General features: G+C 64.1%; 24 protein-coding genes. 15 read left to right on the forward strand and 9 right to left on the reverse strand.

Annotation, left to right across the window (positions count from 1 at the left end; translation table 11 throughout):
* Nucleotides 1-41: 41 nt before the first annotated feature.
* Nucleotides 42-1,688, reverse strand: coding sequence for a methyl-accepting chemotaxis protein (locus OKW45_RS30545; protein ID WP_429472795.1), 1,647 nt, complete (start codon nucleotides 1,686-1,688; stop codon nucleotides 42-44).
* Nucleotides 1,689-1,949: 261 nt separating this feature from the next.
* On the opposite strand from OKW45_RS30545, the gene OKW45_RS30550 reads away from it, so the two are divergent.
* Nucleotides 1,950-2,750: a bestrophin-like domain gene (locus tag OKW45_RS30550; protein ID WP_429472796.1), complete on the forward strand. Its 801-nt coding sequence runs from the start codon at nucleotides 1,950-1,952 to the stop codon at nucleotides 2,748-2,750.
* Between the two features lie 101 nt (nucleotides 2,751-2,851).
* Here the strand turns inward: OKW45_RS30550 and OKW45_RS30555 are convergent, their stop codons facing one another.
* On the reverse strand, nucleotides 2,852-3,385 hold the full coding sequence (locus OKW45_RS30555; protein ID WP_018419369.1) for a single-stranded DNA-binding protein: 534 nt from the start codon (nucleotides 3,383-3,385) through the stop codon (nucleotides 2,852-2,854).
* A 146-nt stretch (nucleotides 3,386-3,531) separates the two neighbouring features.
* Nucleotides 3,532-4,719 (reverse strand): MFS transporter, encoded by a 1,188-nt coding sequence (locus OKW45_RS30560; protein WP_184027022.1) that lies wholly within the window; start codon nucleotides 4,717-4,719, stop codon nucleotides 3,532-3,534.
* 306 nt (nucleotides 4,720-5,025) lie between these two features.
* Between OKW45_RS30560 and uvrA the strand changes: the two genes are divergently transcribed.
* The 3 genes from uvrA to OKW45_RS30575 all read left to right on the forward strand — a co-directional run bounded on the left by uvrA (nucleotide 5,026) and on the right by OKW45_RS30575 (nucleotide 10,731).
* Nucleotides 5,026-7,899 carry an excinuclease ABC subunit UvrA gene (uvrA, locus tag OKW45_RS30565; RefSeq protein ID WP_018419367.1) on the forward strand — a complete coding sequence of 958 codons (2,874 nt, stop codon included), beginning with the start codon at nucleotides 5,026-5,028 and terminating at the stop codon, nucleotides 7,897-7,899.
* 34 nt (nucleotides 7,900-7,933) lie between these two features.
* A complete protein-coding gene (locus OKW45_RS30570; RefSeq protein ID WP_018419366.1) occupies nucleotides 7,934-9,019 on the forward strand; it encodes an AI-2E family transporter in 1,086 nt (361 codons plus the stop codon).
* 284 nt (nucleotides 9,020-9,303) lie between these two features.
* Nucleotides 9,304-10,731: a PepSY-associated TM helix domain-containing protein gene (locus tag OKW45_RS30575; RefSeq protein ID WP_429472797.1), complete on the forward strand. Its 1,428-nt coding sequence runs from the start codon at nucleotides 9,304-9,306 to the stop codon at nucleotides 10,729-10,731.
* Between the two features lie 58 nt (nucleotides 10,732-10,789).
* On the opposite strand, the gene purU is transcribed toward OKW45_RS30575, so the two are convergent.
* The 5 genes from purU to OKW45_RS30600 form a co-directional block, all read right to left on the reverse strand.
* Entirely contained in the window at nucleotides 10,790-11,659 is an 870-nt protein-coding gene (gene purU, locus OKW45_RS30580; RefSeq protein ID WP_018419364.1) for a formyltetrahydrofolate deformylase, read from the reverse strand.
* An 84-nt stretch (nucleotides 11,660-11,743) separates the two neighbouring features.
* The gene (locus tag OKW45_RS30585) at nucleotides 11,744-12,637 is read right to left on the reverse strand and encodes an NUDIX hydrolase (protein WP_429472798.1); all 894 of its coding nucleotides are present in this window, start codon (nucleotides 12,635-12,637) and stop codon (nucleotides 11,744-11,746) included.
* A gap of 73 nt (nucleotides 12,638-12,710) precedes the next feature.
* Entirely contained in the window at nucleotides 12,711-13,325 is a 615-nt protein-coding gene (locus OKW45_RS30590; RefSeq protein WP_018419362.1) for a LysE family translocator, read from the reverse strand.
* Between the two features lie 174 nt (nucleotides 13,326-13,499).
* Complete coding sequence (locus OKW45_RS30595) at nucleotides 13,500-14,066, reverse strand: adenine phosphoribosyltransferase (protein ID WP_018419361.1); 567 nt, start codon at nucleotides 14,064-14,066, stop codon at nucleotides 13,500-13,502.
* Between the two features lie 81 nt (nucleotides 14,067-14,147).
* Nucleotides 14,148-16,145, reverse strand: a complete 1,998-nt coding sequence (locus OKW45_RS30600) for a monovalent cation:proton antiporter family protein (protein WP_429473393.1) — start codon at nucleotides 16,143-16,145, stop codon at nucleotides 14,148-14,150.
* A gap of 206 nt (nucleotides 16,146-16,351) precedes the next feature.
* On the opposite strand from OKW45_RS30600, the gene kdsD reads away from it, so the two are divergent.
* From kdsD to OKW45_RS30655, 11 genes are all read left to right on the forward strand, one after another.
* Entirely contained in the window at nucleotides 16,352-17,335 is a 984-nt protein-coding gene (kdsD, locus tag OKW45_RS30605; RefSeq protein ID WP_018419359.1) for an arabinose 5-phosphate isomerase KdsD, read from the forward strand.
* Nucleotides 17,335-17,895: a KdsC family phosphatase gene (locus tag OKW45_RS30610; protein ID WP_429472799.1), complete on the forward strand. Its 561-nt coding sequence runs from the start codon at nucleotides 17,335-17,337 to the stop codon at nucleotides 17,893-17,895. The genes kdsD and OKW45_RS30610 overlap by 1 nt, the downstream gene beginning before the upstream one ends.
* Nucleotides 17,892-18,479: an LPS export ABC transporter periplasmic protein LptC gene (gene lptC / locus OKW45_RS30615; protein WP_429472800.1), complete on the forward strand. Its 588-nt coding sequence runs from the start codon at nucleotides 17,892-17,894 to the stop codon at nucleotides 18,477-18,479. Before OKW45_RS30610 ends, lptC begins: the two co-directional genes overlap by 4 nt.
* 39 nt (nucleotides 18,480-18,518) lie before the next feature.
* The gene (gene lptA, locus OKW45_RS30620; RefSeq protein WP_018419356.1) at nucleotides 18,519-19,190 is read left to right on the forward strand and encodes a lipopolysaccharide transport periplasmic protein LptA; all 672 of its coding nucleotides are present in this window, start codon (nucleotides 18,519-18,521) and stop codon (nucleotides 19,188-19,190) included.
* A gap of 17 nt (nucleotides 19,191-19,207) precedes the next feature.
* The gene (lptB, locus tag OKW45_RS30625; RefSeq protein ID WP_429473394.1) at nucleotides 19,208-19,984 is read left to right on the forward strand and encodes an LPS export ABC transporter ATP-binding protein; all 777 of its coding nucleotides are present in this window, start codon (nucleotides 19,208-19,210) and stop codon (nucleotides 19,982-19,984) included.
* Between the two features lie 195 nt (nucleotides 19,985-20,179).
* Nucleotides 20,180-21,697: an RNA polymerase factor sigma-54 gene (locus OKW45_RS30630; RefSeq protein ID WP_429473395.1), complete on the forward strand. Its 1,518-nt coding sequence runs from the start codon at nucleotides 20,180-20,182 to the stop codon at nucleotides 21,695-21,697.
* 169 nt (nucleotides 21,698-21,866) lie between these two features.
* Nucleotides 21,867-22,223, forward strand: a complete 357-nt coding sequence (gene hpf, locus OKW45_RS30635; RefSeq protein WP_008921708.1) for a ribosome hibernation-promoting factor, HPF/YfiA family — start codon at nucleotides 21,867-21,869, stop codon at nucleotides 22,221-22,223.
* A 341-nt stretch (nucleotides 22,224-22,564) separates the two neighbouring features.
* A complete protein-coding gene (locus OKW45_RS30640) occupies nucleotides 22,565-23,080 on the forward strand; it encodes a PTS sugar transporter subunit IIA (protein ID WP_084754016.1) in 516 nt (171 codons plus the stop codon).
* 80 nt (nucleotides 23,081-23,160) lie between these two features.
* A complete protein-coding gene (gene hprK / locus OKW45_RS30645) occupies nucleotides 23,161-24,129 on the forward strand; it encodes an HPr(Ser) kinase/phosphatase (protein ID WP_008921706.1) in 969 nt (322 codons plus the stop codon).
* Between the two features lie 98 nt (nucleotides 24,130-24,227).
* The gene (rapZ, locus tag OKW45_RS30650; protein WP_429472801.1) at nucleotides 24,228-25,121 is read left to right on the forward strand and encodes an RNase adapter RapZ; all 894 of its coding nucleotides are present in this window, start codon (nucleotides 24,228-24,230) and stop codon (nucleotides 25,119-25,121) included.
* A 39-nt stretch (nucleotides 25,122-25,160) separates the two neighbouring features.
* Nucleotides 25,161-25,796: an LON peptidase substrate-binding domain-containing protein gene (locus OKW45_RS30655; RefSeq protein WP_026225589.1), complete on the forward strand. Its 636-nt coding sequence runs from the start codon at nucleotides 25,161-25,163 to the stop codon at nucleotides 25,794-25,796.
* A gap of 68 nt (nucleotides 25,797-25,864) precedes the next feature.
* Here OKW45_RS30655 and mutY read toward each other — a convergent pair whose 3' ends face one another.
* Nucleotides 25,865-26,998, reverse strand: coding sequence for an A/G-specific adenine glycosylase (gene mutY, locus OKW45_RS30660; RefSeq protein ID WP_429472802.1), 1,134 nt, complete (start codon nucleotides 26,996-26,998; stop codon nucleotides 25,865-25,867).
* Between the last annotated feature and the right edge of the window lie 2 nt (nucleotides 26,999-27,000).

Raw genomic sequence — 27,000 nt, forward strand, 5'->3', positions numbered from 1 at the left:
ACGGTGAAAGGTCGCGGGTTGACGCGGCGCAACGGCTCGCGTCACGCCGCGACAAACTCGCTGTCCAGTCTCCGCTCGCCGGCAACACCGGCCAGCTTCGCGCCGGGCGCTGGAGCACGGCTGCGCGATTCGCTGCCGGTCCGGAACACCGCCACCGCCGTCGACAGGCGCCGCGCCTGATCTTCCAGCGAACTCGCCGCCGCGGCCGCCTGCTCGACGAGCGCCGCGTTCTGCTGCGTGACCTCGTCCATCTGACCGACCGCGCGATTGACCTGATCGATGCCGGTGCTCTGTTCGAGCGCCGCCGCCGCGATCTCGTTCATGATGGAACTGACGCGCGCGATCGCGCCGACGATGTCGTTCATCGTCGTGCCCGAGCGCTCGACGAGCTGCGAGCCCTGCTCCACGCGGGTGGTCGACGCGTCGATCAAGCCCTTGATCTCCTTGGCCGCCGCCGCGCTGCGCTGCGCGAGCGAGCGCACTTCGCTCGCGACGACCGCGAAGCCGCGTCCCTGCTCGCCCGCTCGCGCCGCCTCGACTGCGGCGTTCAGCGCGAGGATGTTGGTCTGGAATGCGATCCCCTCGATTACGCCAACGATATCGGCAATCCGCCGCGAATCGTCGACGATGCCGTGCATCGTGCCGACCACCTGCTCGGTCAGCTCGCCGCCCTGCGCGGCCAGCGTCGAGGCGCCCTGCGCGAGCGAACTCGCCTCTTTCGCGTTGTCGGCCGTCTGCTTGACCGTCGTGGTCAGCTCTTCGATGCTCGCGGCCGTTTCCTCGAGCGCCGCCGCCTGCTCCTCGGTGCGTTGCGACAGATCGGCGTTGCCGGCCGCGATCTCGCTGACGCCGGTATCGATCGATTCGGTACCTTGACGAACCGCGTTGACGGTCCCGATCAGCGACTCCTGCATCTTGCGCAGCGCGGCCGCGAGACGGCCCATTTCGTTGTCGCTGAGCACCTCGATGCGGCCGCTCAGGTCGCCGTTGGCGATGCGCTGGAACTGCGCGATCGTCGCATCGACCGGCGCAACGATTGCACGCACGAGCACGAGGCGGGCGAGCAAGCTGCCGACCAGCGACAGCGCAATGCCGATCGCCACCGCCGTGCTGATCGCATAGAACAGGTCCTGCGCATCCTTATAGCGCTGTGCGCCGTGATCAAGCTGCAACTGCTCGAGCGCGAGCATGGCCTTCTCGTACGCGCTGTACAGCGACGGCAATTTATGCGCCTGCAATAGCTGGAAGGCGTTGGTATCGCTCGACTTCAGCGCGGCGAGCGTCGGGTCGACGCCGTCGTGCAGGAACGCGTCGCGCTTCTGCTGCATGTCGGCGATCAGACGCTGCTCATCGGCATCCGTGCCCGCATGGCTCAAATAGTGGGCAAGCCGCTCGTCAGAGGCTTTGCGGTACTGATCGAAGCGCTTGAGCACGGCGCTTGCGCCGTCCTGATCGTTCAGCGCGACGAGCGACGCGTACGTGGCGAGCGCGAGCCGCAGGCGCAGCAGTTGGCCGGCGCTGCCTTCGAGGTCGGCGACGGCGGGCGTGTCGACCGTGTACATCTGTTGCAGCGACGCGTTCGACGAGCGCAGCGACAACAATCCCGCGGCCGCGCCGAGCAGCAGCACGATGCCGAAGAACACGATCATCAGGGTGAGGCTGGTGCGAATCGACAGCTTTTTCAACATCGGACTGGTCTCCTTGGGCTGCCCGGCCGTTCGTTCAGTATCGTTGACGATAGCTGCACGGCCACGCAGGCTGCGCCCACGCCGTTCGGCCCGGTCCGCAACTTATCTGAAAATTAAGCAAACAGCACATTCGGGACAACGGCGTATCGGCCGAAAACTTTATGGTTGATCGCTCGCCCGGCTTGCGTTACATCAATAAAGTCTCGAAGCCCGTTTGCTGAAGCTCTTCTGTCGAAGCCCCTTCCTGCCCGGAGCGCGCCCATGTCGGAAATCGGTTCGGCCGTACTCGTGTTCGCGCTGCTACTGATCGCCACCGGCCTCGGCGTCGGGGTGCGGCCGCTGCTGCCGGAAGAGCACAAGGCACACGAGACCGTACAGCTCGTGCAGCTCGTGATCGGCATGCTGGTGACGTTCGCCGCGCTGGTGCTGGGTTTGATGACGGCATCGGCGAAAGCGAGCTTCGATACCGCGTCGAACGATATGCGCAGCTATGCGGCAGAGCTGATCGAATTCGACGCCACATTGCGCGAGCTCGGCAGCGCGGCCGACGAATCGCGGCGCCTGTTGCGCCAGTACACGGCGGCGGCGATCGCTTCGACGTGGCCGCACGAGCCCGCGCCGAGCGGCGACTATCCGCACGATCTTGGTCCGCCGGACAATCCGCAGCAACTCGAAAACGTGCGTTTGGGCGACATGCTGACCACGGTGGGGCGGCAATTGCGACAACTGCGCACGCAGGATGCCTTGCAGCAACGTGCGCTCGATGACGCGTTGACGCAGTACCGGCGCGTCATCGACGCGCGCTGGAAAATCATCGAGGAAGCGCACAGCTCGATTTCGCAGCCGTTCTTCAAGACGTTGACGTTCTGGCTAGGCGTGATCTTTCTGAGCTTCGGGTTGATAGCGCCGCGCAATGCGCTGGCGCTGGTGACGATATCGCTGGGAGCGGTTTCGATTGCTTCGGCGGTTTATGTGATCGTCGATCTCGACACGCCGTTCACCGGGCCGATCGTGATTTCGAGCCTGCCGTTGCGGGATACGTTGGAGCATTTGAGGCGGTGAGTTTCTGACGGAATGCTCCATCCGCGCGTGTGACGTAAAAAAAAAAGCCTGTAACCACGAGGGCTACAGGCTTGTTGTTTACACCTTAAAAAAGGTAATCGTCAGAACGGAATATCGTCGTCCATCTCGTCGAAGCCGCCGCCAGCCGGCGCGCTCGGACGGCTCGCACCGCCACCGCCGCTACCGCCACGCGAACCGCCGCCCGACGACATCGCGCGACCACCACCACCGCCGCCGCTACGCTCCGACGGCTCGCCACGGCTATAACCGCCTTCATCGCCGCCACCCATCGACGCGCCGCCGCGGCCGCCGAGCATCTGCATCTGCTCCGCGACGATCTCGGTCGAGTAACGATCGGTGCCGTCCTGCGCCTGCCACTTGCGCGTGCGGATGCGCCCTTCGAGGTACACGGACGAGCCCTTCTTCAGATATTCCGCCACGATTTCCGCGAGGCGGCCGAAGAACGCGACGCGGTGCCACTCGGTGGCTTCCTTCATCTCGCCCGACGCCTTGTCCTTGTAGCGGTCCGTCGTCGCAAGGCGGATGTTCGCCACTGCGTCGCCGCTCGGAAGATAGCGGACTTCCGGATCGGCGCCGAGGTTGCCGACCAGAATGACCTTGTTCACGGATGCCATGAATTTCTCCTGTTGATTCCTGTTGCAGGCGGCGCGGCACTACGCAGTTCGCGTCTCACGGCCGGCAGGCCCGAGACCAGAAGAGCGCCTCTGCCCGCCGCCGGGTGAGTTCTGGATGATTCGGGAGGTGCCCCGAGTACGCTGTGTTATGCCTTGCGCGGCGGCTGTTTCATCTTTGCGGCGATTATAAGCCAGCAAAATACCAGCCCGGAGCAGGCGAAGAAAACCGCGCTCTGGCCGTTCACCTTCAGCAGCCAGCCGCCGACCATTCCGCCCAGCGCAAGACCGATCGACTGCGTGGTGTTGTACACGCCGGCCGCGGCTCCCTTGCGGGTACCGGGCGCGAGCTTCGACACCAGCGAAGGCTGCGAGGCCTCGAGAATATTGAAGCCGAGAAAGTACACGAACAGGATCGCCGCCACACTCAGAATCGTATGCGGAGCAACGCCCAATAACAACTGGCCGATCAGGATAAGAGCGATCGCCGACAGCAGCACGATCTTCATCTTGCCGCGCTTCTCGGCGGCGATGATCGCCGGCACCATCATCACGAACGACAGCCCCATCACCGGCAGATACACCTTCCAGTGTGAAGCGACCGGCAGCCCGCCCGCTTCGAGAATGCGCGGCACGACGAGGAACAGCGCGGTTTGCGTGGCGTGCAGCACGAGCACGCCGAAATTCAAACGCAGCAACTCGACGTTGTGCAGCACTTCGGCGAACGGCGCGCGCACATGCACCGGCTTCGGCGCATCGGGCACGACCCATATCACGACGCCGATCGCGAGAATCGAGAACACGCCGACCAGCGTGAAGAGCCCGCTCATGCCCAGCCAGTGGAACACGATCGGCGCGCCGACGATCGCGACCGCGAACGACACGCCGATGCTGCCGCCGACCATCGCCATCGCCTTCGTGCGATGTTCCTCCGAGGTCAGATCGGCGATGAACGCGATTACCGCCGACGACACCGCACCCATCCCCTGAATCACGCGGCCGACGATGATCCACGTCATGTCGTGCGCGGCCGCCGCGACGAAGCTGCCGATCGCGAAGATCAGCAGGCCCGTCGCGATCACCGGCTTGCGGCCGACCTTGTCGGAGATCCAGCCATAGAAGATGTAGAGCATCGACTGCGTGACGCCGTACGCGCCGAGCGCGATGCCGACGAGCAGCACGTTTTCGCCGCCGGGAATGGTCTTCGCGTAGATCGAGAACACCGGCATGATCATGAAGAGACCCAGCATGCGCAGCGCGAAGATGGCGGCAAGCGATACAGTCGCGCGCAGTTCGGGCGCGCTCATGCGTGTGGAGATGGCGGACGGATTGGACATCGAAGCGTTGTTTGAATGAACCGGGCGGCGAGCCCGTGGACAGCCTTGGCCGCCGGCACAATGGAGCGGAACGAACAGGCGGGCGGCCAACCCCGGCATATCGGCGGGTCCGCGCCGACGAGGCGCGCAAAGCCCGTGGCCCATCGTCCCCGCCGACGCACGCCCCTCGCGGCATCTTGTACTCACGGAAAACGGCCCCAGTTACGCCTTTTTCCCGCTGTCAGCACGCCGTAACGGCGGTCTGGAAAAGTCGTTATAGTAGCAGGTTTGGCCTCTTTCCCTTTCCGCAGTTCATGGAATAAATCCGTGGAACAAATCCGTATTCGTGGGGCTCGCACCCACAACCTGAAGAACGTCAATCTCGACCTACCGCGTCACAAGCTCGTCGTTATCACGGGGCTTTCGGGCTCCGGCAAATCGTCGCTGGCGTTCGATACGCTGTATGCGGAAGGCCAGCGGCGCTACGTCGAAAGTCTGTCCGCCTATGCGCGGCAGTTCCTGCAGCTGATGGAAAAACCGGACGTCGACCTGATCGAAGGCTTGTCGCCGGCTATCTCGATCGAGCAGAAGGCGACCTCGCACAATCCGCGCTCGACGGTCGGCACCGTCACCGAAATCCACGATTATCTGCGCCTGCTGTTCGCGCGCGTCGGCACGCCCTACTGCCCCGATCACGAGATTCCGCTCGAAGCGCAAAGCGTGTCGCAGATGGTCGACGCGGCGCTCGCGCTGCCTGAAGAAACGCGCGTGATGATCCTCGCGCCCGTCGTCAGCGATCGCAAGGGCGAGCACACGGATCTGTTCGAGGACATGCAGGCGCAAGGCTTCGTGCGCTTTCGCGTGCGCTCGGGCGGCGGCACCGCCAACGAAGGCACCGCGAAAATCTATGAAGTCGACTCTCTGCCGAAGCTGAAGAAAAACGACAAGCACACGATCGACGTCGTGATCGATCGTCTGCGCGTGCGCCCCGACGTGAAGCAGCGCCTCGCCGAATCGTTCGAAACGGCGCTGCGTCTCGCCGACGGCCGCGCGATCGCGCTCGAAATGGATACGGACAAGGAGCACCTGTTCAGCTCGAAGTTCGCCTGTCCGATCTGCTCGTATTCGCTGCAGGAACTCGAGCCGCGCCTGTTCTCGTTCAACAACCCGATGGGCGCGTGCCCCGAATGCGACGGCCTCGGCCAGATCACGTTCTTCGATCCGAAGCGGGTGGTCGCGCATCCGTCTCTATCGCTCGCGGCGGGCGCGGTGAAGGGATGGGACCGGCGCAACCAGTTCTACTTCCAGATGCTGCAGAGCCTCGCGGCGTTCTACGACTTCGACATCGACACCGCGTTCGAGGATCTGCCGGAGAAAGTCCGCAAAATCCTTCTGTACGGTTCCGGCAAGCAGGAAATTCCGTTCTCGTACATCAACGAGCGCGGCCGCACGTCGGTGCGCGAGCACGTGTTCGAAGGGATCATCCCGAATCTGGAGCGGCGCTACCGCGAAACCGATTCGTCCGCGGTGCGCGAAGAGCTCGCCAAATACCAGAATAACCAGCCATGCCCGGCGTGCGCGGGCACGCGGCTGCGTCGCGAGGCGCGCTTCGTGCGCATTGGCGCGGACGGCGACGCGCGCGGCATCTTCGAAATCAGCGGCTGGCCGTTGCGCGACGCGCTCGGCTACTTCCAGACCCTGCGCCTCGAAGGCTCGAAGCGCGAGATCGCCGACAAGGTCGTCAAGGAGATCGTCGCGCGTCTGATGTTCCTGAACAACGTCGGGCTCGATTACCTGTCGCTCGAACGCAGCGCGGAAACGCTGTCAGGCGGCGAAGCGCAACGCATTCGCCTCGCTTCCCAGATCGGCTCGGGGCTGACCGGCGTGATGTACGTGCTCGACGAACCGTCGATCGGCCTGCATCAGCGCGACAACGACCGCCTGATCTCGACGCTCAAGCATCTGCGCGACCTCGGCAACTCGGTGATCGTCGTCGAGCACGACGAGGACATGATCCGCATGGCCGACTACGTGGTCGACATGGGCCCGGGCGCGGGCGAGCACGGCGGCATGGTGATCGCCGAGGGCACGCCGAAAGAGGTGCAGAAGAACGCGGCGTCGCTGACGGGCCAATACATGTCCGGCGCGCGCACGATCGAATACCCCGACGAGCGCAAAGATCCCGACGAGCGGCGCCTGCGCATCGTCGAGGCGTACGGCAACAATCTGCACAACGTCACGCTCGATCTGCCGGTGGGTCTGCTGACCTGCGTGACCGGCGTGTCCGGCTCGGGCAAGTCGACGCTGATCAACGACACGCTGTATCACGCGGTCGCGCATCATCTGTACGGCTCGGCCACAGAGCCGGCGCCGTACGAGTCGATCGAGGGCCTCGAGCACTTCGACAAGGTGATCAACGTCGACCAGTCGCCGATCGGCCGCACGCCGCGCTCGAATCCGGCCACCTACACGGGCCTTTTCACGCCGATCCGCGAACTGTTCGCGGGCGTGCCGGCCGCCAAGGAGCGCGGCTACGATCCGGGCCGCTTCTCGTTCAACGTGAAGGGTGGGCGCTGCGAATCGTGCCAGGGCGACGGCGTGCTGAAGGTCGAAATGCACTTCCTGCCCGACGTGTACGTGCCATGCGACGTGTGCCACGGCAAGCGCTACAACCGCGAAACGCTCGATATCCAGTACAAAGGCAGCAACATAAGCGAAGTGCTCGACATGACGGTCGAGCACGCATACGAGTTCTTCAAGGCCGTGCCGGTCGTCGCGCGCAAGCTGAAAACCCTGCTGGACGTGGGCCTCGGCTATATTCGCCTAGGTCAGTCGGCCACCACGCTGTCGGGCGGCGAGGCGCAGCGTGTGAAACTGTCGCTGGAACTGAGCAAGCGTGATACCGGTCGCACGCTATACATCCTTGACGAACCGACTACCGGCCTGCACTTTCACGATATCGCGCTGTTGCTGGAAGTCATACACCGGTTACGTGACCAGGGTAATACCGTCGTGATCATCGAACATAATCTCGATGTAATCAAAACTGCGGACTGGGTCATCGATCTCGGCCCCGAAGGCGGCGCCGGCGGCGGGCAAATCGTCGCCCAGGGCACGCCCGAGCAGGTCGCGAAGTCGAAGGCCAGTTTTACCGGCAAATATCTGGCGCCGCTGCTCAAGCGCGCCGCCACCACAAAGTAACGCTGCACTACCGAGGTTGGAGACGGGATAAGCCATGACCAAGCGTAATCAGGCGCGCGAAGAAGATCGGGTGCAGGACCTGCGCCCGCGCCCGGTCAGGCTGACCAGCGACATGAGTCTGCCGAAGCTGTCGGCGGTCGAGATCGGCAGCTACGTGGTGATGCTGTTCGGCATGTGGGCGGTGATCGAACTGAAGTTGCTCGGCGCGCTGCTCGCCGGGCTGCTGGTGTTTCAACTCGTGCATACGATCGCGCCGCGCATCGAGCGTCACATGTCGAGCAAGCGGGCGCGCTGGCTCGCGGTGGTGATTCTGTCGACGGTGATCGTCGGCGCGCTGACGGGACTCACGCTCGGCATCATCTCGCATTTCGAGAACGACGTGCCGAGCGTGCAGGCGCTGCTCGATCAGGCCATGCAACTGGTCGACCAGGCGCGCGGCAGGATTCCTCAATTCGTCGCGAACTATCTGCCGGTCGACACCGAGCAGATGAAGACGAAGGCCGCGGAACTGATGCACACGCACGCGAACATGCTGCAGCAAAGCGGCACGACCGTGGCGCGCGCGTTCACGCACGTGCTGCTCGGCATGATCATCGGCGCGATCATCGCGGTCGGCGCGCAGAAGCATATCCAGCGGCTGCCGCTGTCCACCGCGTTCGTCACGCGCGTCACGCGTTTTGCCGACGCGTTTCGCCGCATCGTGTTCGCGCAGGTGAAGATCTCCGCGCTTAACACGGTGTTCACCGCGATCTTCCTGCTCGTGATCCTGCCGGTTTTCCATGACCGGCTGCCGCTGTCGAAGACGCTGGTGCTCGTCACGTTCATCGTGGGTCTGCTGCCGGTGATCGGCAATCTGATCTCGAACACGATCATCGTCGCGGTCGCGTTGTCGGTGAGTTTTCCGGCGGCGATCATGTCACTTGTGTTCCTGATCCTGATTCACAAGCTCGAGTACTTCCTGAACGCGCGGATCGTCGGCGGGCAGATCGAGGCGCGCGCGTGGGAGCTGCTGATCGCGATGCTGCTGATGGAAGCGGCGTTCGGTCTCGCCGGGGTCATCGCGGCGCCGATTTTTTATGCGTACATCAAGCGGGAGCTGATTTATTTGCGGTTGGTGTGAGTTGGGCCGAATCGAGTACCAAAAGTCAGCACTCACTAGCGCTCTGCAGCACACGCGGCAGTCCACGCAGGCGACGAATGCGCAAGCGGCACTTCGGTGCCGCTTTTTTTTGCTTCCCGCGACCTTTCATCGTCGCCTCTTGCTGACAGAAAACTTGCAGCCGACCGCGCCAACCCCTAAGATGCGAACAATTCCTATTTACACCCGGTCCGCATCGTGACGTTTCGCCTGATCTCCCAACCGCGTCTCCGCCTAGGTCCCTGTTGCGCGTTGCCGGCTCGCGCATGAGACGCCAGCTTGTCCGCCTGCACCGCTGGTTCGGCGTCGCGACCGCACTGTTTCTGTTCGTCGCGGGCCTTACGGGCGCGATCATCGCGTGGGACCACGAGCTCGATGCCGCGCTGAACCCATCGTTTTACCAGGCTCGCACGGCCGGGCCGACGCTGTCCGGCCTCGAACTGGCGAATCGCGTCGAAGCCGCCGATCCGCGTCTTCGGGTGACCTATCTGCCGCTCGCGGTCGAACCGGGCCACACGCTGCAGATGATGGTGCTGCCGCGCACCGATCCGGCGACGAAGCAGCCCTATCCGCTCGATGCCGCGCTGAACCCATCGTTTTACCAGGCTCGCACGGCCGGGCCGACGCTGTCCGGCCTCGAACTGGCGAATCGCGTCGAAGCCGCCGATCCGCGTCTTCGGGTGACCTATCTGCCGCTCGCGGTCGAACCGGGCCACACGCTGCAGATGATGGTGCTGCCGCGCACCGATCCGGCGACGAAGCAGCCCTATCCGCTCGATTTCAATCAGATCGCCGTCGATCCCGTCACCGGCGAGATCCAGGGACGCCGCGAGTGGGGCGCCGTGTCGGTCGCGCGACTCAACCTGATTCCGTTCATCTACAAGCTGCACTACACGCTGCAGCTGCCGTTTACCGGCGGTGTCGACCTTGGCACCTGGCTGATGGGGATCGTCGGCATCGTGTGGCTCTTTGACAGCGTGATTGCGCTGTGCCTGTCGTTTCCGAGCCTGAAGGCCTGGCGCAAGTCGTTCACGTTCCGCCTGAAACGCGGCGGCTATGCGTTGACGTTCGATCTGCACCGCTCCGGCGGCGTATGGATCTGGGGCCTGCTGGCGATCGTCGCGCTGACGTCGATTTCGATGAATCTGTCGTCCCAGGTGGTGCGGCCGATCGTGTCACGACTGTCGACGCTGACACCCGATCCGTTCAGCAACCCCGAAATCCTGCGCGCGCCGCAACCCGGCGATCAGGTGCTGAGCCGCGAGCGCATCGTCGAACTCGCCGGGCAGGCCGGCAAGGAAATGCATGTCGCCGCGCCGCCGGGCGGGCTCTACTACGCCGAATTCATGCACGCGTATGGCGTCGGCTTCTACACGTCCGGCAACGACCACGGCGACACCGGCCTCGGCAACCCGTGGATGTATTGGGACGCCGCCACCGGCAAGCGGCTCGCCGCGCGGATTCCCGGCCAAGGCACGGCCGGCGACATCTTCCTGCAGGTGCAGTTTCCGCTGCACTCGGGGCGCATCCTCGGTCTCGGGGGCCGGATTCTGATCAGCGCGGTGGGGGTGGCGGTGGCCGTGCTAAGCGTCACGGGCCTGCTGATCTGGCTGAAGAAGCTGAACGCGCGGCGTCGTTCCGCGCAAAACGCGAATCTCGCGAGAAGCACGGGCGGCGCGGCAGCGCGTTCGTAACACGAGCAGGTAAAGGGCCGCGCCGACCTCGACCGGCGCAGTGTTACTGGCGCGGCTCCTAGCGGAACACCACCGTCTTGCTGCCGTTCAGCACGACGCGATGCTCCACGTGCCACTTCACCGCGCGCGCGAGCGTCACACACTCGACGTCGCGGCCGATCGCCGTCAGTTGTTCCGGCGTCATGCTGTGGTCCACGCGCTCGACTTCCTGCTCGATGATCGGGCCTTCGTCGAGATCGGTCGTCACATAGTGGGCGGTTGCGCCGATCAGCTTCACGCCGCGGTCGAACGCCTGGTAGTAAGGCTTCGCGCCCTTGAAGCTCGGCAGGAACGAGTGGTGGATGTTGATCGCGCGGCCGGCGAGCGCCTCGCACAGACTCGGCGACAGGATCTGCATGTAGCGCGCGAGCACAACGAGGTCGGCCTGATGCTCGTTGATCACTTCGAGCACGCGCGCTTCCTGCGTCGTTTTCGCTTCGGGCGTGCCGCCGAGCAGCGGGAAATGATGGAACGGGATGTCGTAGCTCGCGGCGAGCTGGTAGAACTCCTTGTGGTTCGAGATGATCGCCGGGATGTCGATGTTCAACTGACCGGTGCGGTAGCGGAACAGCAGATCGTTCAGGCAGTGGCCGATCTTCGACACCATGATCACGACGCGCGGCTTCACGTTCGCGTCGTGCAATTCCCAGCTCATGCCGAACTGCTCGGCGAGTGTCACGAACGACGCGCGCAGCGCGTCAAGCCCCGGATCGCCGCCCACCTGCTGAAAATGCACGCGCATGAAGAACTCGCCGGTGCGGCTGTCGCCGAACTGCGCGGAGTCAAGAATGTTGCTGCCCCGCTCGAACAGAAAGCCCGACACGGCGTGAACGATGCCGGGCCGGTCGGCGCACGACAGTTTGAGGATAAAGCTGTGATCGGTCGACATGACCTCGGTGACTCCCTTCTTCAATGCGTGGTTTGTTTCAGTGGGTACTGGCTGCACGGGTTGAGCTTGACTGATGAGCCTGAGCTAGGCCAGCGCCGGCGGCGCGAACAGCACGTCGATGCCCTCGCACGCGTCCTCGTCGATCCAGCGGCGGCGCAGCAGGCAATCGAGCGTCGCGAGGCTGGCATCGACGGTCAGCGCGCCTTCCTCGATCCAGCGCGCGACTTCGTCGATGCGCGCGAGCCGGTGTTCGCCCACTTCGCCGTCCTGGTTGCGCGGCGCGAAGTCGGCGGGCAGCGCGAGGTCATAGATGAAGATCTGCTCGGCCTGCGTGCCTTCCGGCAGCGATTGCAATACATGCGCGGTGCGGCCCGCGACCGCGCTCGCCGCGATCTCCGCCGGAATGCCCGCCTCTTCCCAGCACTCCTTGACGATCGTCTCGGCGATGCCGAAACCCCAGCCGATCCCGCCTGCGACGACGTTGTCGAGCATGCCGGGGTCGGTCGCCTTGGTGTCGCTGCGGCGCGCGATCCACAATTGCGGCGCGCCACGGGGCACCCCGCCAAAGGACGCTCCGCCAAAGGGTGCTCCGCCATCCGCATATTCTACGACGCCGTTCAGATGCACCGCGTAGGTCATCGTGCCGAAAAAGCGCGACGCCGCGCGCTCGATATACGCGAGCGGCGGCGCGTCGAACGCATTGCGGATCGCGTACGTCTCGTTGCGCCAGCCGGGGATGCGACCATCGGCGGCAAGCGCGCCGATCACGGAAGCGAGCGCCGCGCTGCGCAGATCGACGGTATCGAACGTGGCGGAGAGCGTCACGCCCTCGTTCGCCATCTCGAAAACGTCGGGCCAGCGCGCGAGCAGCGGCACGTCGCGCTCGCGAATCCACCCGACCGGTTCAACGCCGATCAGAAACGGCCGATGCGCGTTCGCGTCGAAGCGGCGCGCGGAGGTGATGCAAGGCAAAGTCATCGGAAAACTCCAAACTGTCCGCCGTCGTGGCGAACCGGGGCAAAGCAGGAGCGGGCGGATTGCATGACGAGTGTCAGTCGCGCAAGGCGACGCGAATCCCGATCGCGATGAACGTCGCGCCGGCCACGCGATCGAGCCACAGGCCCACGCGCGGCCGCCGTCTGAGCCAGCCGCCGATGATCCCCGCGCACACGCCGAATAGCGAAAACACAACGACGGTCTGCAGCATGAACAGCGCGCCGAGCTCCAGCATCTGCACGGTGACGCTCTGCGCGCCGTCCGGCTGCACGAACTGCGGCAGAAACACGACGAAGAACAGCGTGACCTTCGGATTCATCAGATTGCCGAGCACGCTCTGGCGAAACACCGTCGAAAGCGGCTGCGGCGCACGCTCGTGCGCGGTCGCGAGGCCCTGGCTGCGCAGCGCCTTGATGCCGATCCACACCAGATACGCGGCGCCGGCAAGCTTGATCGCTTCGAACGCGAGCGGCGACGAGCGCAGCAGCGCGGCGACGCCGAGTGCCGCGAGTGTCGTATGAAACATGATGCCGGCGGCAAAGCCGAGCGCGGCGACCAGGCCGGCCGCGCGGCCCTGCGAGATGCCGCGCGCGAGCACCTGCAGATTGTCCGGGCCGGGCGCCACGGTGATCGCGATCGAGGTGGCAAGAAACAGCAGGAAATTGGGCATCGTGGTGGCCTTCTGGTTGGGCGACTGGTGAACCCTGATGGGTGAGCCATATCGTTGAGCCCGGTTGGTTTTGTTCGGCCAACGGGGCTTGTGCGGCTCGTGCGAATTTAGCCGCTGGTACGGAGGGAAACGCTACCGCGCGTCACGGCACGCGCCGTGACTACCTACCCCGGTTCAATGACCGTCGAAACTCGTCACGGTATAGAGCGCAAGACCGCCCTCGCCCAGCAGCTTCGAGCCGCCCAGCTCCGGCAGATCGACGATCGCCGCGCCTTCCACGACGACCGCGCCGAGCCGATCGAGCAGCAGTTTGCCGGCCATCATCGTGCCGCCGGTCGCGATCAGATCGTCGATGATCACGACGCGGTCGCCCGGCTCGCACGCATCCTCGTGAATCTCGACGGTCGCGGTACCGTATTCAAGTTCATACGATTGCGAGATCCGCTTGTACGGCAGCTTGCCCGCCTTGCGAATCGGGATGAAGCCAATGCTCAACTCATGCGCGACGATCGGCCCGATGATGAAGCCGCGCGCATCGAGCCCGGCAATGTACTCGAGCTTCGCGTCGATATAGCGCTGCACGAACAGATCGATCAGCACACGCAGCGACTTCGGCTCGCGCAGCAGCGGCGTGATGTCGCGGAACTGCACGCCCGGCTGCGGCCAGTCGGGCACCGTGCGAATGTGACTTCTGATGTAGTCGGCCGCATCGAGCGGCGCGCTCGCGAGCGCCTTGGACATGATGTCTCCGGATGGACCTCGACAGGTCCGGTGAAAAGCTTGAATCAGGGTCGCCCGGCAGAACGGGCCCGGCTCACGGGTTCAGGCCGCGGCCGCGCGGCGATGCTTCGACAGCCGCTCCTCGGCTTGCGCCAGTTGTTCGGGCAGACCGCGCAGCACCACGATGTCGCTCGCGCGCAGTTTCGTCGACGGGTCCGGTTCGACGCCGCGGATGCCGTGCCGGCGGATCGCGGTCACTTCGACACCGAGTTCGTACAGGCCCACCTCGGCGAGCGTACGGCCCACCGCGTCGGCGCTCTCGTCGACCGGCACCGATTGTAGCCGCACCTGCTCGTGGCCGTCGTCGTCGTCGATATCGTCGGCGCCGTGGAAATAGCCGCGCAACAGCGAATAGCGTTCGTCACGCATCTCCTCGACGCGCCGCACCACGCGCCGCATCGGCACACCCATCACGACGAGCGTATGCGACGCGAGCATCAGGCTGCCCTCGACGATCTCCGGAATCACCTCCGTCGCGCCGGCGGCGAGCAGTTTCTCCAGATCGGCATCGTCGACGGTGCGCACGATGACCGGCAGCGTCGGCTCCATCTCATGAATGTTGTGCAGCACGCGCAGTGCCGACGGTGTGTTCGCGTAGGTGATCGCGATCGCGGCCGCGCGATGCAGGCCGGCGGCCAGCAGCGACTCGCGCCGCCCCGCGTCGCCGAACACGACCGATTCGCCGGCTGCCGCGGCCGCCGCGACACGGTCGGGATCGAGGTCGAGCGCGACATACGAGAGCCCTTCATGCTCGAGCATGCGTGCGAGGTTCTGCCCGGCGCGGCCATAGCCGCAGATGATTACGTGGCCGCTCTGCTTCAGGCTTTGCGTGGCGATGCGCGTCATCTCCAACGACTGCATCATCCATTCGGTCGACGACAGCCGCAGCACGACACGATCCGCGTTCTGGATCATGAACGGCGCGGCGAGCATCGACAGCAGCATCGCGGCGAGAATCACCTGCAACAGCGTCGCGTCGACGAGATGCCGGTCGAGGATCAGGTTCAGCAGCACGAAGCCGAACTCGCCCGCCTGCGCGAGACCGATGCCAGTGCGCATCGCGACGCCCGGCGTCGCGCCAAACAGCCGTGCAAGGCCGGTAATCATGACCATCTTCAGCAGTACCGGGCCGAGGAAAAAGGCCAGCACGACGAGCGGATGCTCCCAGATCACGCGCGGATTGAGCAGCATGCCGGTGGTCACGAAGAAGAGCCCGAGCAGCACGTCGCGAAACGGCTTGATGTCCTCTTCGACCTGATGCCGATACGGCGTCTCGGCGATCAGCATGCCGGCGATGAACGCGCCGAGTGCGAGCGACAGCCCGAATTTGTCGGTGATGAACGCGGCGCCGAGCGTCACCAGCAGCAGATTGAGGACGAACAGCTCCTGCGAGCGGCGCCGCGCGACCACGTTGAACCAGCGCGTCATGAAGCGCTGCCCGACGATCAGCAGTAGCGCGAGGGCCACGACGATCTTGATCGCCGCGACGCCGAGCGCGCTGACCAGATTCTCGGAGCGGCCGCCGAGCGCCGAAATGATGATCAACAGCGGCACCACCGCGAGATCCTGAAACAGCAGCACGCCGAAGATATTGCGGCCGTGCTCGGTTTCGATTTCGAGCCGCTCCGCGAGCATCTTGCTGACGATTGCCGTCGACGACATCGCCAGCGCGCCGCCCAGTGCGACGCTCGCCTGCCACGTGATATGCACCCAACGCTCGAGCAGGAAGCCGAGCGACACGGCCACCGCGACCGTGCCGATCACCTGCAGCAAGCCGAGTCCGAATACGAGCCGGCGCATCGTGCGCAGCTTGGCGAGCGAAAACTCGAGCCCGATCGAGAACATCAGGAACACGACGCCGAATTCCGCGAGATTCTGCGCCCCCGCCGAATCGGGAATCAGCCCGAACGCATGCGGCCCGACGACGATGCCGACCGTCAGGTAGCCGAGCATCGGCGGCAGATTCAGGAAGCGAAAGATCACCACGCCCGCCACCGATGCCAGCAGCAGAAACAGCGTCATTTCGAGCGGGGAAATCATCGGCAAAAACGCATGGGTGAAGCGTCCTCGTTCGTCAGCGGAACCGCGCACGAGAACGCCGTGCGACATGATTGTTTGGGCCGGCAAAAAAGCTGCAAAAAGACGGCAAAGCAGCTGAAAAAGGGATTGTCGACAGGCCGATGCAGACAGCGGCTCGGCACAGCAGGCCCGGCGCGGCGAACAGGCGCCTTTGCTATACTCCGCGAATGATAGCGAAAATCAATGGCGACAGGGCACTCACGCTTGCTCGCGACGTACTCGACATCGAAGCGGACGCCGTGCGCGCGCTTCGCGACCAGCTCGACGGCAGCTTCGTCGGCGCGGTCGATTTCATCCTGGGTTGCCGTGGACGCGTGGTCGTCTCCGGCATCGGTAAATCCGGCCACGTGGCCCGCAAGCTCGCGGCCACGCTGGCAAGCACCGGCACTCCCGCGTTCTTCGTGCACCCGGCGGAAGCAAGCCACGGCGACCTCGGCATGGTCACCGCCGACGACGTATTTGTCGCGCTGTCCAATTCGGGCGAAACCGAGGAGCTGATGGCGATCCTGCCGCTCATCAAGCGGATCGGCGCGAAGCTGATCGCGATGACGGGCCGCCCGGGTTCCAGCCTCGCGCAACTCGCGGACGTGCATCTGAATTCCGGCGTCGCGAAGGAAGCCTGTCCGATGAATCTCGCGCCCACCGCCAGCACCACCGCCGCGCTCGCGCTCGGCGATGCGCTCGCGGTCGCGGTGCTCGACGCGCGCGGCTTCGGCCGCGACGACTTCGCGCGCTCGCATCCGGGCGGCGCGCTCGGCCGACGCCTGCTCACCTACGTGCGCGACGTCATGCGCACCGGCGACCAGTTGCCGCAGGTCACCCCCGAGGCAACCGTCAGCGATGCCCTCTTCCAACTGACCGCGAAGCGCATGGGCATGACCTCCGTCGTCGACCGCGAGGGCCGTGTGACGGGAATCTTCACCGATGGCGACCTGCGCCGCGTGCTCGAACGCGACGGCGATTTCCGCCAGTTGCCGATCGCCTCGGTGATGACCGCGGGCCCGCGCACGATCGGGCCGGATCATCTCGCGGTCGAAGCCGTGGAACTGATGGAGCGCTATCGTATCAATCAGATGCTGGTCGTCGACGAAACGGGCAAGCTGATCGGCGCGCTCAACATGCACGACCTGTTTTCGAAGAAGGTGATCTGATGGCCGTTGCTCCCCCTACCGCTACCGAACGCGCAAGCCGCGTGAAGCTGATGATTTTCGACGTTGACGGGGTACTGACCGACGGCGGCCTGCTGTTCACGGCGGAAGGCGACACGATGAAAGGCTTCAACTCGATGGACGGCCACGGCATGAAGCTGCTGCGCCAGGCCGGCATCGAAACGGCGCTCATCACCGGGCGCAAGTCCGGCATCGTGGCCGCGCGGGCGAAAGAAATGAACATCGCGCACGTCTACCAGGGCGCGCAGGACAAGCCACAGGCGTTCGCCGACCTGCTGCGGCAAACCGGCCTCACCGCCGAGGACTGCGGCTACATGGGCGACGACTGGGTCGATCTCGCGGTGATGCTGCGCGTCGGCTTCGCGGCCGCGCCGGCCAATTCGCATCCCGAAGTGATCGCGCGCGCCCACTGGGTCAGCGAGTCGCGCGGCGGTTACGGCGCGGCGCGCGAAGTGTGCGACACGCTGCTGCGTGCCCAGCACAAATATGAAGCACTGCTCGCGGCGGCGTGCAGCGGCGAGCAACGGGGCCTCGTGGGATGAACCAGTTTCGCCTGACTTCGCTGATCCCGCTCATCGCGATGGCGGCGCTCGCCGGCATCACGTGGTGGCTGCTGCAAGCCACGTTGCCGCGCAAGACCGACGACGAGGTGCGCCCGAAGGAACACACGCCGGACTACTTCGCCGACAACTTTTCGGTGTCCGAGCTCGACCAGTCGGGAGCGACGCAGTACCGGCTGGCCGCGCAGTCGCTGGTCCATTACGAGGACGACGAAATGAGCGACCTCGTCAAGCCGGCGATGCGTGCGTTCCAGCCCGGCAAGCCGATCGTCACCGCGACCGGCGACACGGGCACGGTCAACGCGGATGCGTCGATCGTCAATCTGTACCAGAACGCGCGCATCCTGCGCGCGCCCGGCGGCGGCGATCCGCAGATGCAGGCCGATTCCGAGCATTTCAGGGTCCTCGTCAACGACGATGTGATCGAGACTGAAAAGCCAGTTAAACTTCAGCGCGGCATGTCCGTGATGACTGCCAGCGGCATGAAATACAACAATGTCACCCGGTTTATGCAACTGTTCGGCAATGTAAGAGGCGCAATCGCCGCGTCCGATTCCGGCCACTAAGCCAACGCATACCGGGTAATCCATTCCAGGCGTGACTGCATGAACGAATCGCACCCCCGTTTTGATACCGGCCGTTCGCGCGCGTTGTCCGCGTGCCGCGCCGCACTCGCTGCGCTCGTCGTCGCGCTGCCGCTCGTCGGCTTCGCGCCGCTTGCGCACGCGGACCGCGCCGACAAAGACAAGCCGCTGAACATCGAAGCGGACAACATGACTTACGACGACCTGCGTCAGGTCAGCATCTTCACCGGCCACGTGGTGGCCACCAAAGGCACGATCCTGATCAAGGCCGATCGCGTCGAAGTGTCGCAAGACCCGCAGGGCTACCAGTTCGCGACCGGCACCTCGAGCGGCGCCAATCTGTCGTATTTCCGCCAGAAGCGCGAAGGGCTCGACGAATACATCGAGGGTACGGCCGTCCGTATCGACTACGACGGCAAGCAGGATCTGACCACGCTGACCACCAACGCGACGGTGCGCCGCCTGCAGAGCATGACGACGCTGCTCGACCAGGTGCACGGCAGCGTGATCACCTACGACGGCCAGAACGACTTCTATACCGCGAAGGCAGGCAAGGACGTCGCAGGTCCGGGCAACCCGACCGGCCGCGTGCGCGCGATGCTGTCGCCGCGCAACGCCGGCGCCGCGCCGCTGACCGGCGCGTCGGCCACGCTCACACCGTCCAACTCGATCCAGGGAGCGCCGAACCAGTGAGCACCATGAGCAGCACCATCGCGCCCCTCCCCCATCGGAAGCCGACCGGCACCAGCAGTTCGCTGGTCGTGCGCAATCTGAAGAAGCGCTATGGCTCGCGCACGGTCGTCAAGGACGTGTCGCTCGACGTGAAGAGCGGCGAAGTGGTCGGCCTGCTCGGCCCGAACGGCGCCGGCAAGACCACGTCGTTCTACATGATCGTCGGCCTCGTGCCGCTCGACGCCGGCGAAATCGATCTGGACGGCAAGTCGATCAGCCTGCTGCCCATTCACAAACGCGCATCGCTCGGCCTGTCATATCTGCCGCAGGAAGCGTCGGTGTTCCGTAAGTTGAGCGTCGAGCAGAATATTCGCGCGGTGCTGGAATTGCAGCACGACGAAAACGGCAAGCGCCTCGGCAAAGACGTGATCACGTCACGCGCCGAAGCGCTGCTCGACGAGCTTCAGATCGCGCATCTGCGTGAAAATCCGGCGCTGTCGCTGTCGGGCGGCGAGCGTCGTCGGGTTGAAATTGCGCGTGCGCTGGCTACCAATCCGAGCTTCATTCTGCTCGACGAACCGTTCGCCGGCGTCGACCCGATCGCGGTGCTGGAAATCCAGAAAATCGTCAAGTTCTTGAAGCAGCGCAATATCGGCGTCCTGATTACCGACCACAACGTGCGCGAAACGCTAGGTATCTGCGATCACGCATACATCATCAGCGACGGCAGCGTGCTGGCCGCCGGCGCGCCTAGCGACATCATCGAAAACGAAAGCGTGCGGCGCGTCTATCTGGGCGAGCACTTTCGCATGTAAGCACACACGGCGTCCCCGGCCACGCAAGCGCGCGCGGCCGGCCGCGGCGCCATTTTTTTGCGGCACCTGCACATTCGTTGTCTGGCGGCGCAGGGTGGCGCCGCGCGGCGCGCCAAATTGGGTGTACCCAAAAATTGCGAGTGCCGCAAGGTATCGCGGTCGTGGCAAACTCTCTACAATGAAACTCAACTTGCCATGAAAGCCAGCCTCCAACTCCGCCTATCGCAGCATCTTGCGCTGACGCCGCAACTGCAACAGTCCATCCGGCTGCTTCAGTTGTCGACGCTCGAACTGCAGCAGGAAGTCGCCATGGCGATCTCGCAGAATCCTCTCCTCGAAAACGAAGAGGAGTGGATCGCGAGCCCGTTGCGGGTGGCAGCCGACGGTTCCGTGATCGCCCAGACACCGGGCTCCTTGGCGCCGGCCGATCCGATGGCCGGCAACGGTTCGGCATCGTCCGAGGGCAGCGGCGAGCGAGCCGAAAGCGGCGAGCCGCAGGGTGTCGACGAATACAATGGTCTTTCGGGCGACGGCGGCGGCGATACCTCGCAGTGGAACCTGGACGACTACGGCCGCTCCGGCAACGCGTCGGACGACGACGACCTGCCCCCGCTGCAAATCCACGAATCGAGCACGTCGCTGCGCGACCACCTGATGGCGCAACTACGTGTGACCCAGGCGAGCCAGCGCGACCGCGCGCTCATCACGTTCCTGATCGAATCGCTGGACGATGACGGCTATCTCGCCGCCACGCTCGAAGAAGTGCTGGCCGACCTGCCCGAAGAACTCGAAGTCGACGTCGACGAACTGAACGCCGCGCTTGCGCTGCTGCATAGCTTCGACCCATCTGGTGTCGGCGCGCGCTCCGCGTCCGAATGTCTGAAGCTGCAGTTGCTGCGGCTCGAACCATCGCCCACGCGCACGCTTGCGCTAGACATTGTCGGCCATTACCTGGAGTTGCTCGCCGCGCGCGACTTCACGCGGCTGCGCAAGCACCTTAAGGCCAGCGACGACGATCTGCGCGACGCGCATCTGCTGATCCGCTCGCTCGAACCATTTCCGGGCGCGGCCTACGGCAAGGCCGAGGCGGACTACGTGGTGCCCGACATCATGGTGCGCAAAACGGCACAGGGCTGGCAGGTGGAGCTGAATCCCGAGGTAGTGCCAAAGCTGCGGATTAACCATCTGTACGCGAATATTCTGCGCAATAACCGCGGCGATCCGGGGAGCGGTTCGTTGCGCCAGCAACTGCAGGAAGCACGCTGGCTGATCAAAAATATCCAACAGCGTTTCGAGACGATCCTGCGAGTTGCACAGGCAATTGTCGAGCGTCAAAAGAGCTTTTTTGTGCACGGCGAAATTGCCATGCGCCCCTTGGTTTTGCGGGAAATAGCTGATACGCTGGGCCTACACGAGTCGACTGTCTCGCGTGTGACAACCGGTAAATACATGCTGACCCCATTCGGGACGCTGGAATTCAAGTACTTTTTCGGCTCACACGTTTCGACGGACACCGGCGGCGCGGCCTCCTCCACGGCCATTCGCGCGCTGATCAAACAACTGATAGGAGCGGAAAACCCGAAATCGCCACTTTCAGACAGTCGCATAGCCGAACTGCTGGCGGAACAGGGCTTCGTGGTCGCACGGCGCACCGTTGCGAAATACCGCGAGGCGCTCAAAATCCCGGCAGTCAACCTGCGCAAGTCTCTGTAGCCCGCCGCGTTTTGCAGCGGGCATTTCCGGCCGCTCCGCACCTGGCGGACAGGCCGGCCGCTGCGACCTGCCAGATGTCCGTCACCGGGGGGCGACACAGGCAAGCCGTCAGATCGACCGGACCTTTGTCATTGTGCGGACCAAGCGGCCATTAGCTTGGAGAAGCACTATGAATCTCAAGATCAGTGGACACCACCTCGAAGTAACGCCTGCGTTGCGCGAATACGTGATCACCAAACTGGACAGGGTGCTAAGACATTTTGATCAGGTCATCGACGGCAGTGTGGTCCTCTCGGTCGACAACCATAAGGAAAAGGAAAAGCGTCAAAAGGTGGAAATCAACCTCCATCTAAAGGGTAAGGATATCTTCGTCGAGAGTTGTGACAGTGATTTGTACGCTGCGATCGATCTGATGATCGACAAGCTCGACAGGCAGGTGATACGCCACAAGGATCGTCTGCAAGGCCATCAGCACGAAGCGATCAAGTATCAGCCGGCGCCGCAACTGGACGTGCCGCCGCAATAGGAGAAATTAGAGGGAATTCCTCATTTCCCTTGAACTCGTCGAGCCGCCCGCGACCGGGCGGTTTTTCGCTTCAGGGCCCGGTTCCCGCTCACCGCCGGTGCGTCTCGCCGAGGCCGACCCCAACCATTCCCGCAGACGTTTGCGCAGCGCGACATGTGCCGCAGCGCAAGCGCTGAAAAACCTGATACGCATAGATGGCGCGCCGCACCATCGGCCGTCACCCTGTTCTATAATGTTCCGGTTACCATCGGGGTCAAGCCAGCTCTGACGAAGTACGGCCGATCGAAGTCTAACGCTTTCGCGATCGACTCTGACCGTCCGTCTTCGCCAGCATCGAACGAATGGAACGTCACTCAACCGCCCCGGTGGGGAGAACTCAGGCCACGTTTTCGCCTGTCAACATGAATCGTTTAGCCAAATTTCTTCCCCTCGAGAACGTCGTCATCGGACTATCGGTCACCAGCAAGAAACGCGTGTTCGAGCAAGCGGGCCTGATCTTCGAGAATCAGAACGGCATCGCCCGCAGTACCGTCACAGACAATCTTTTTGCGCGAGAACGACTCGGCTCGACCGGGCTCGGCGAAGGCGTCGCGATTCCGCATGGGCGGATCAAGGGCCTCAAGCAGCCGCTCGCCGCATTCGTCAGACTCGCCGAACCCATCCCCTTCGAAGCGCCGGACGGCCAGCCGGTCTCGCTGCTGATCTTCCTGCTCGTCCCCGAACAGGCCACTCAGCAGCACCTCGAAATTCTTTCCGAGATTGCGCAATTGCTGTCCGATCGCGACGCCCGCGAGCGGCTGCACACTGAAGAAGAACGCGAGTCGTTGCATCGCCTGCTTACTCAGTGGCAACCTTGATGCAACGGCGGCGGTAGTTCATGCACGCACACACACGCAGGTAAGGCCCGGCAAGCGGCTCACACTGGAGTCACTGACTCATGGATACGTCCAGCATCAACGCCCAGAGCATTTTCGACGACAACGCCGCCATGCTGAAGCTCAGCTGGCTCACGGGGCATGAAGGCTGGGAGCGCGGCTTTTCTTCGGAATCGGTCGCCAATGCCACGTCGAGCGCCGACCTCGTCGGCCACCTGAACCTGATCCACCCCAACCGGATTCAGGTGCTCGGCGACGCTGAAATCGACTACTACAAACGTCAGACCGACGAAGACCGCTCGCGCCACATGGCCGAGTTGATCGCGCTGGAGCCGCCGTTTCTCGTCGTCGCGGGCGGAGTCGCGGCGCCGCCTGAGCTGGTGCTGCGCTGCACGCGCTCGTCGACGCCGCTGTTCACGACGCCGACCTCGGCGGCTGCGGTGATCGATAGTCTGCGCCTTTACATGTCGCGCATTCTCGCGCCGCGCGCGACGCTGCACGGCGTGTTTCTCGACATCCTCGGCATGGGCGTATTGCTGACCGGCGACTCGGGCCTCGGCAAGAGCGAGCTCGGCCTCGAACTGATCAGCCGAGGCCACGGTCTCGTCGCCGACGACGCTGTCGACTTCGTGCGCCTCGGCCCGGACTTCGTCGAAGGACGCTGTCCGCCGCTGCTGCAGAACCTGCTCGAAGTTCGCGGCCTCGGTCTGCTCGACATCAAGACGATCTTCGGCGAAACGGCGGTGCGCCGCAAAATGAAACTGAAGCTGATCGTGCAACTGGTGCGCCGCCCCGACGGCGAATTCCAGCGGCTGCCGCTGGAAAGCCAGACCGTCGACGTGCTCGGCCTACCGATCAGCAAGGTGACGATCCAGGTGGCCGCCGGCCGCAACCTCGCGGTGCTGGTCGAAGCGGCCGTGCGTAACACGATTCTGCAGCTACGCGGTATCGACACGCTGCGCGATTTCATGGATCGGCAACGTCTCGCCATGCAGGATCCCGATAGCCAGTTTCCCGGCAAGCTGATCTGAAGCCCGACGCAGCGCCATGAAGCGCCCGCAGAAGGCAGGCCGCGGGCACGCGCATGGAGGCCAGATGCTATGATGAAATCTACGCTTTCGACGACTCCATGCGCATAATCCTGATCACCGGTATCTCCGGCTCCGGCAAATCGGTTGCCCTGAACGCGCTCGAAGACGCGGGTTATTACTGCGTCGATAATCTGCCGCCGCGTTTCCTGCAGCAACTCGCCACCTACCTCGCTGCGGACGGCCAGGATCGTCTCGCGGTCGCGATCGACGCGCGCTCCGGTTCGTCGCTCGACGAAATGCCCGCGATGATCCGCGACCTCAAGCGCTCGCACGACGTGCGCGTGCTGTTCCTGAGCGCGAGCACGCAGTCGCTGATTCAACGCTTTTCCGAAACGCGTCGCCGCCATCCGCTGTCCGGCTCGCCTGCACACGACGCGGACGTTGGCCTGCTCACGTCGCTCGCTGAAGCGATCGAACGCGAGCGCGAACTGGTCGCAGGACTTGCCGAATTCGGCCATCAGATCGACACGAGCAATCTGCGCGCGAACGTGCTGCGCGCATGGGTCAAGCGCTTCATCGAACAGGAGGATGCGGGGCTCGTGCTGATGTTCGAGTCGTTCGGCTTCAAGCGTGGCGTACCGCTCGACGCGGATTTCGTATTCGACGTACGCACGCTGCCGAACCCATACTACGATCATGAATTGAGGCCGCTCACCGGCCTCGACAAACCGGTCATGGATTTTCTCGATGCGCAGCCGGTCCTCCACGAGATGATCGACGACATCGAGAAGTATCTGTCCAAGTGGCTACCGCATTTCCGCGACGACAATCGCAGCTACCTGACCGTCGCAATCGGTTGCACGGGCGGCCAGCACCGCTCGGTATTCATCGCGGAGACGCTTGCCGCGCGTCTCGCAACATCGGCGAATGTGATTGTGCGGCACCGCGATGCGCCGGTCGACGTCGGCGAATCATCGAAGCTGGTGGCTTAACCTGCCGCATCGCGCGGCCTTAACCCGAAGCGTTGCGCTATGTCCTCTACGCCTACTGTGTACGCCGATTTGCCGCTGTTTCCGCTGCATACGGTGCTATTTCCCGATGGCTTGCTGCCGCTCAAAATCTTCGAAGCGCGCTACCTCGACATGGCGCGCGACTGTCTGCGCGAAAAAACACCGTTCGGCGTTTGCATGCTGAAAAGCGGCGCCGAAGTCGCGCGCGAGGAAGAACCTTCGGTACCCGAAACGATCGGCTGTCTCGCCGAAATCGACGAGTGCGACGTCGAAGCATTCGGCATGCTGCTGATTCGCGCACGCGGCACGAAGCGCTTTCGTCTGTTATCGCATCGCGTCGAAGCGAGCGGTCTGCTGGTCGGCATGGCCGAGCCGCTCGTCGATGATCTCCCGCTCGAGGGCAATGAGCTATTGGCCAAATTCGGCGCGTGCGCGGAAGTGCTCGAGCGGATCATCGCAACGATCCGCGAACGCGATCCGGACAGCCTACCGTTCGCCGAGCCGTTCCGGCTCGACGATCCGTCGTGGGTGTCGAACCGTCTCGCCGAGGTGCTGCCAATCGCGTTGCGCGCGCGGCAAAAGCTGATGGAGTTAACCGATGCCGGCGCGCGCATCGACGTCGTGCATCACTACATGCAACAGCATCAGTTGCTGTGAAATCCTGAAGTCGTGAAGGCTGACGCGCCGGACCGAAGTCGCTCGCTCAGCACTTCCGATTCATTCCGCTAGAGCAACGAACCATGCAGACTGGCGAGCAGCTTGCGCACCGGCGCCGGCACGCCGAACGAATCCAGATCGCTGAGCGCAACCCATGCGGTGTCCGCATCGTTGAGCGCGGCCAGGGCGCCGACACCGCGATCAAACTCCGCAAGCCGCGGTTCGATATCGAGCTTGAAATGCGTGAATACGTGCGAGAACGACGCGAGCGCGGACACTTCGCCGTCGCCGCCGAACGCGCGCGCCCGCTCGGCCAGCGATGCTTCGTCGGCAGCTTCGGGCAGACTCCACAGCCCACCCCAGATGCCCGACGGCGGACGCCGTTCGAGCATCACCGCATTGCCGTCGCGCAGCACCAGCATCCACGTACGGCGTGTCGGCACCGCTTTCTTCGGGCGCGCGGTCGGCAATTCACGTTGACGTCCGGTGACGTTGGCAACGCAGTCCGGCGCGAACGGACAGCGCGTGCAATCGGGTTTGCCGCGCACGCACAATGTCGCGCCGAGATCCATCAAGCCCTGCGTGTACCCGCTGACCTCCGCGTTCGACGCATTCGACGGCAGCAGTGATTCCGCGAGCGTCCACATTGCATTCTCGACTTTCTTCTCGCCCGGAAAGCCTTCGACGCCGAATACGCGCGCAAGCACGCGCTTCACGTTGCCGTCGAGAATCGTCGCGCGCGCGCCGAACGCGAACGACGCGATCGCCGCGGCCGTCGAGCGGCCAATGCCGGGCAACTCGGCGAGCTCATCGACCGACGCGGGAAACGCGCCACCATGCTGCTCGACGACGACCTGCGCGCAGCGATGCAGATTGCGCGCGCGCGTGTAGTAGCCGAGGCCGGCCCACAGCGCCATCACGTCATCGGACCGCGCGGCGGCGAGCGCGGCGACATCCGGGAAACGCGCGAGAAATTTCGCGTAGTACGGAATCACCGTCGACACCTGGGTCTGCTGCAGCATGATTTCGGACAGCCAGATGCGATACGGATCGCGCGTGTTCTGCCACGGCAAATCGTGGCGGCCGTGCTGGCGCTGCCACGCGATCAGCCGCGCGGAAAACTCGGGCATCGGCGCAAACGCGGGCGTGGTGTAGGACGCGCTGAAGTGCGCGCCGGTCGTTGGGGTCAGGCGGGAAGGCATCG

The sequence above is a fragment of the Paraburkholderia lebeckiae genome (genome assembly GCF_050436225.1).
Classification (GTDB): Bacteria; Pseudomonadota; Gammaproteobacteria; order Burkholderiales; family Burkholderiaceae; genus Paraburkholderia; species Paraburkholderia tuberum.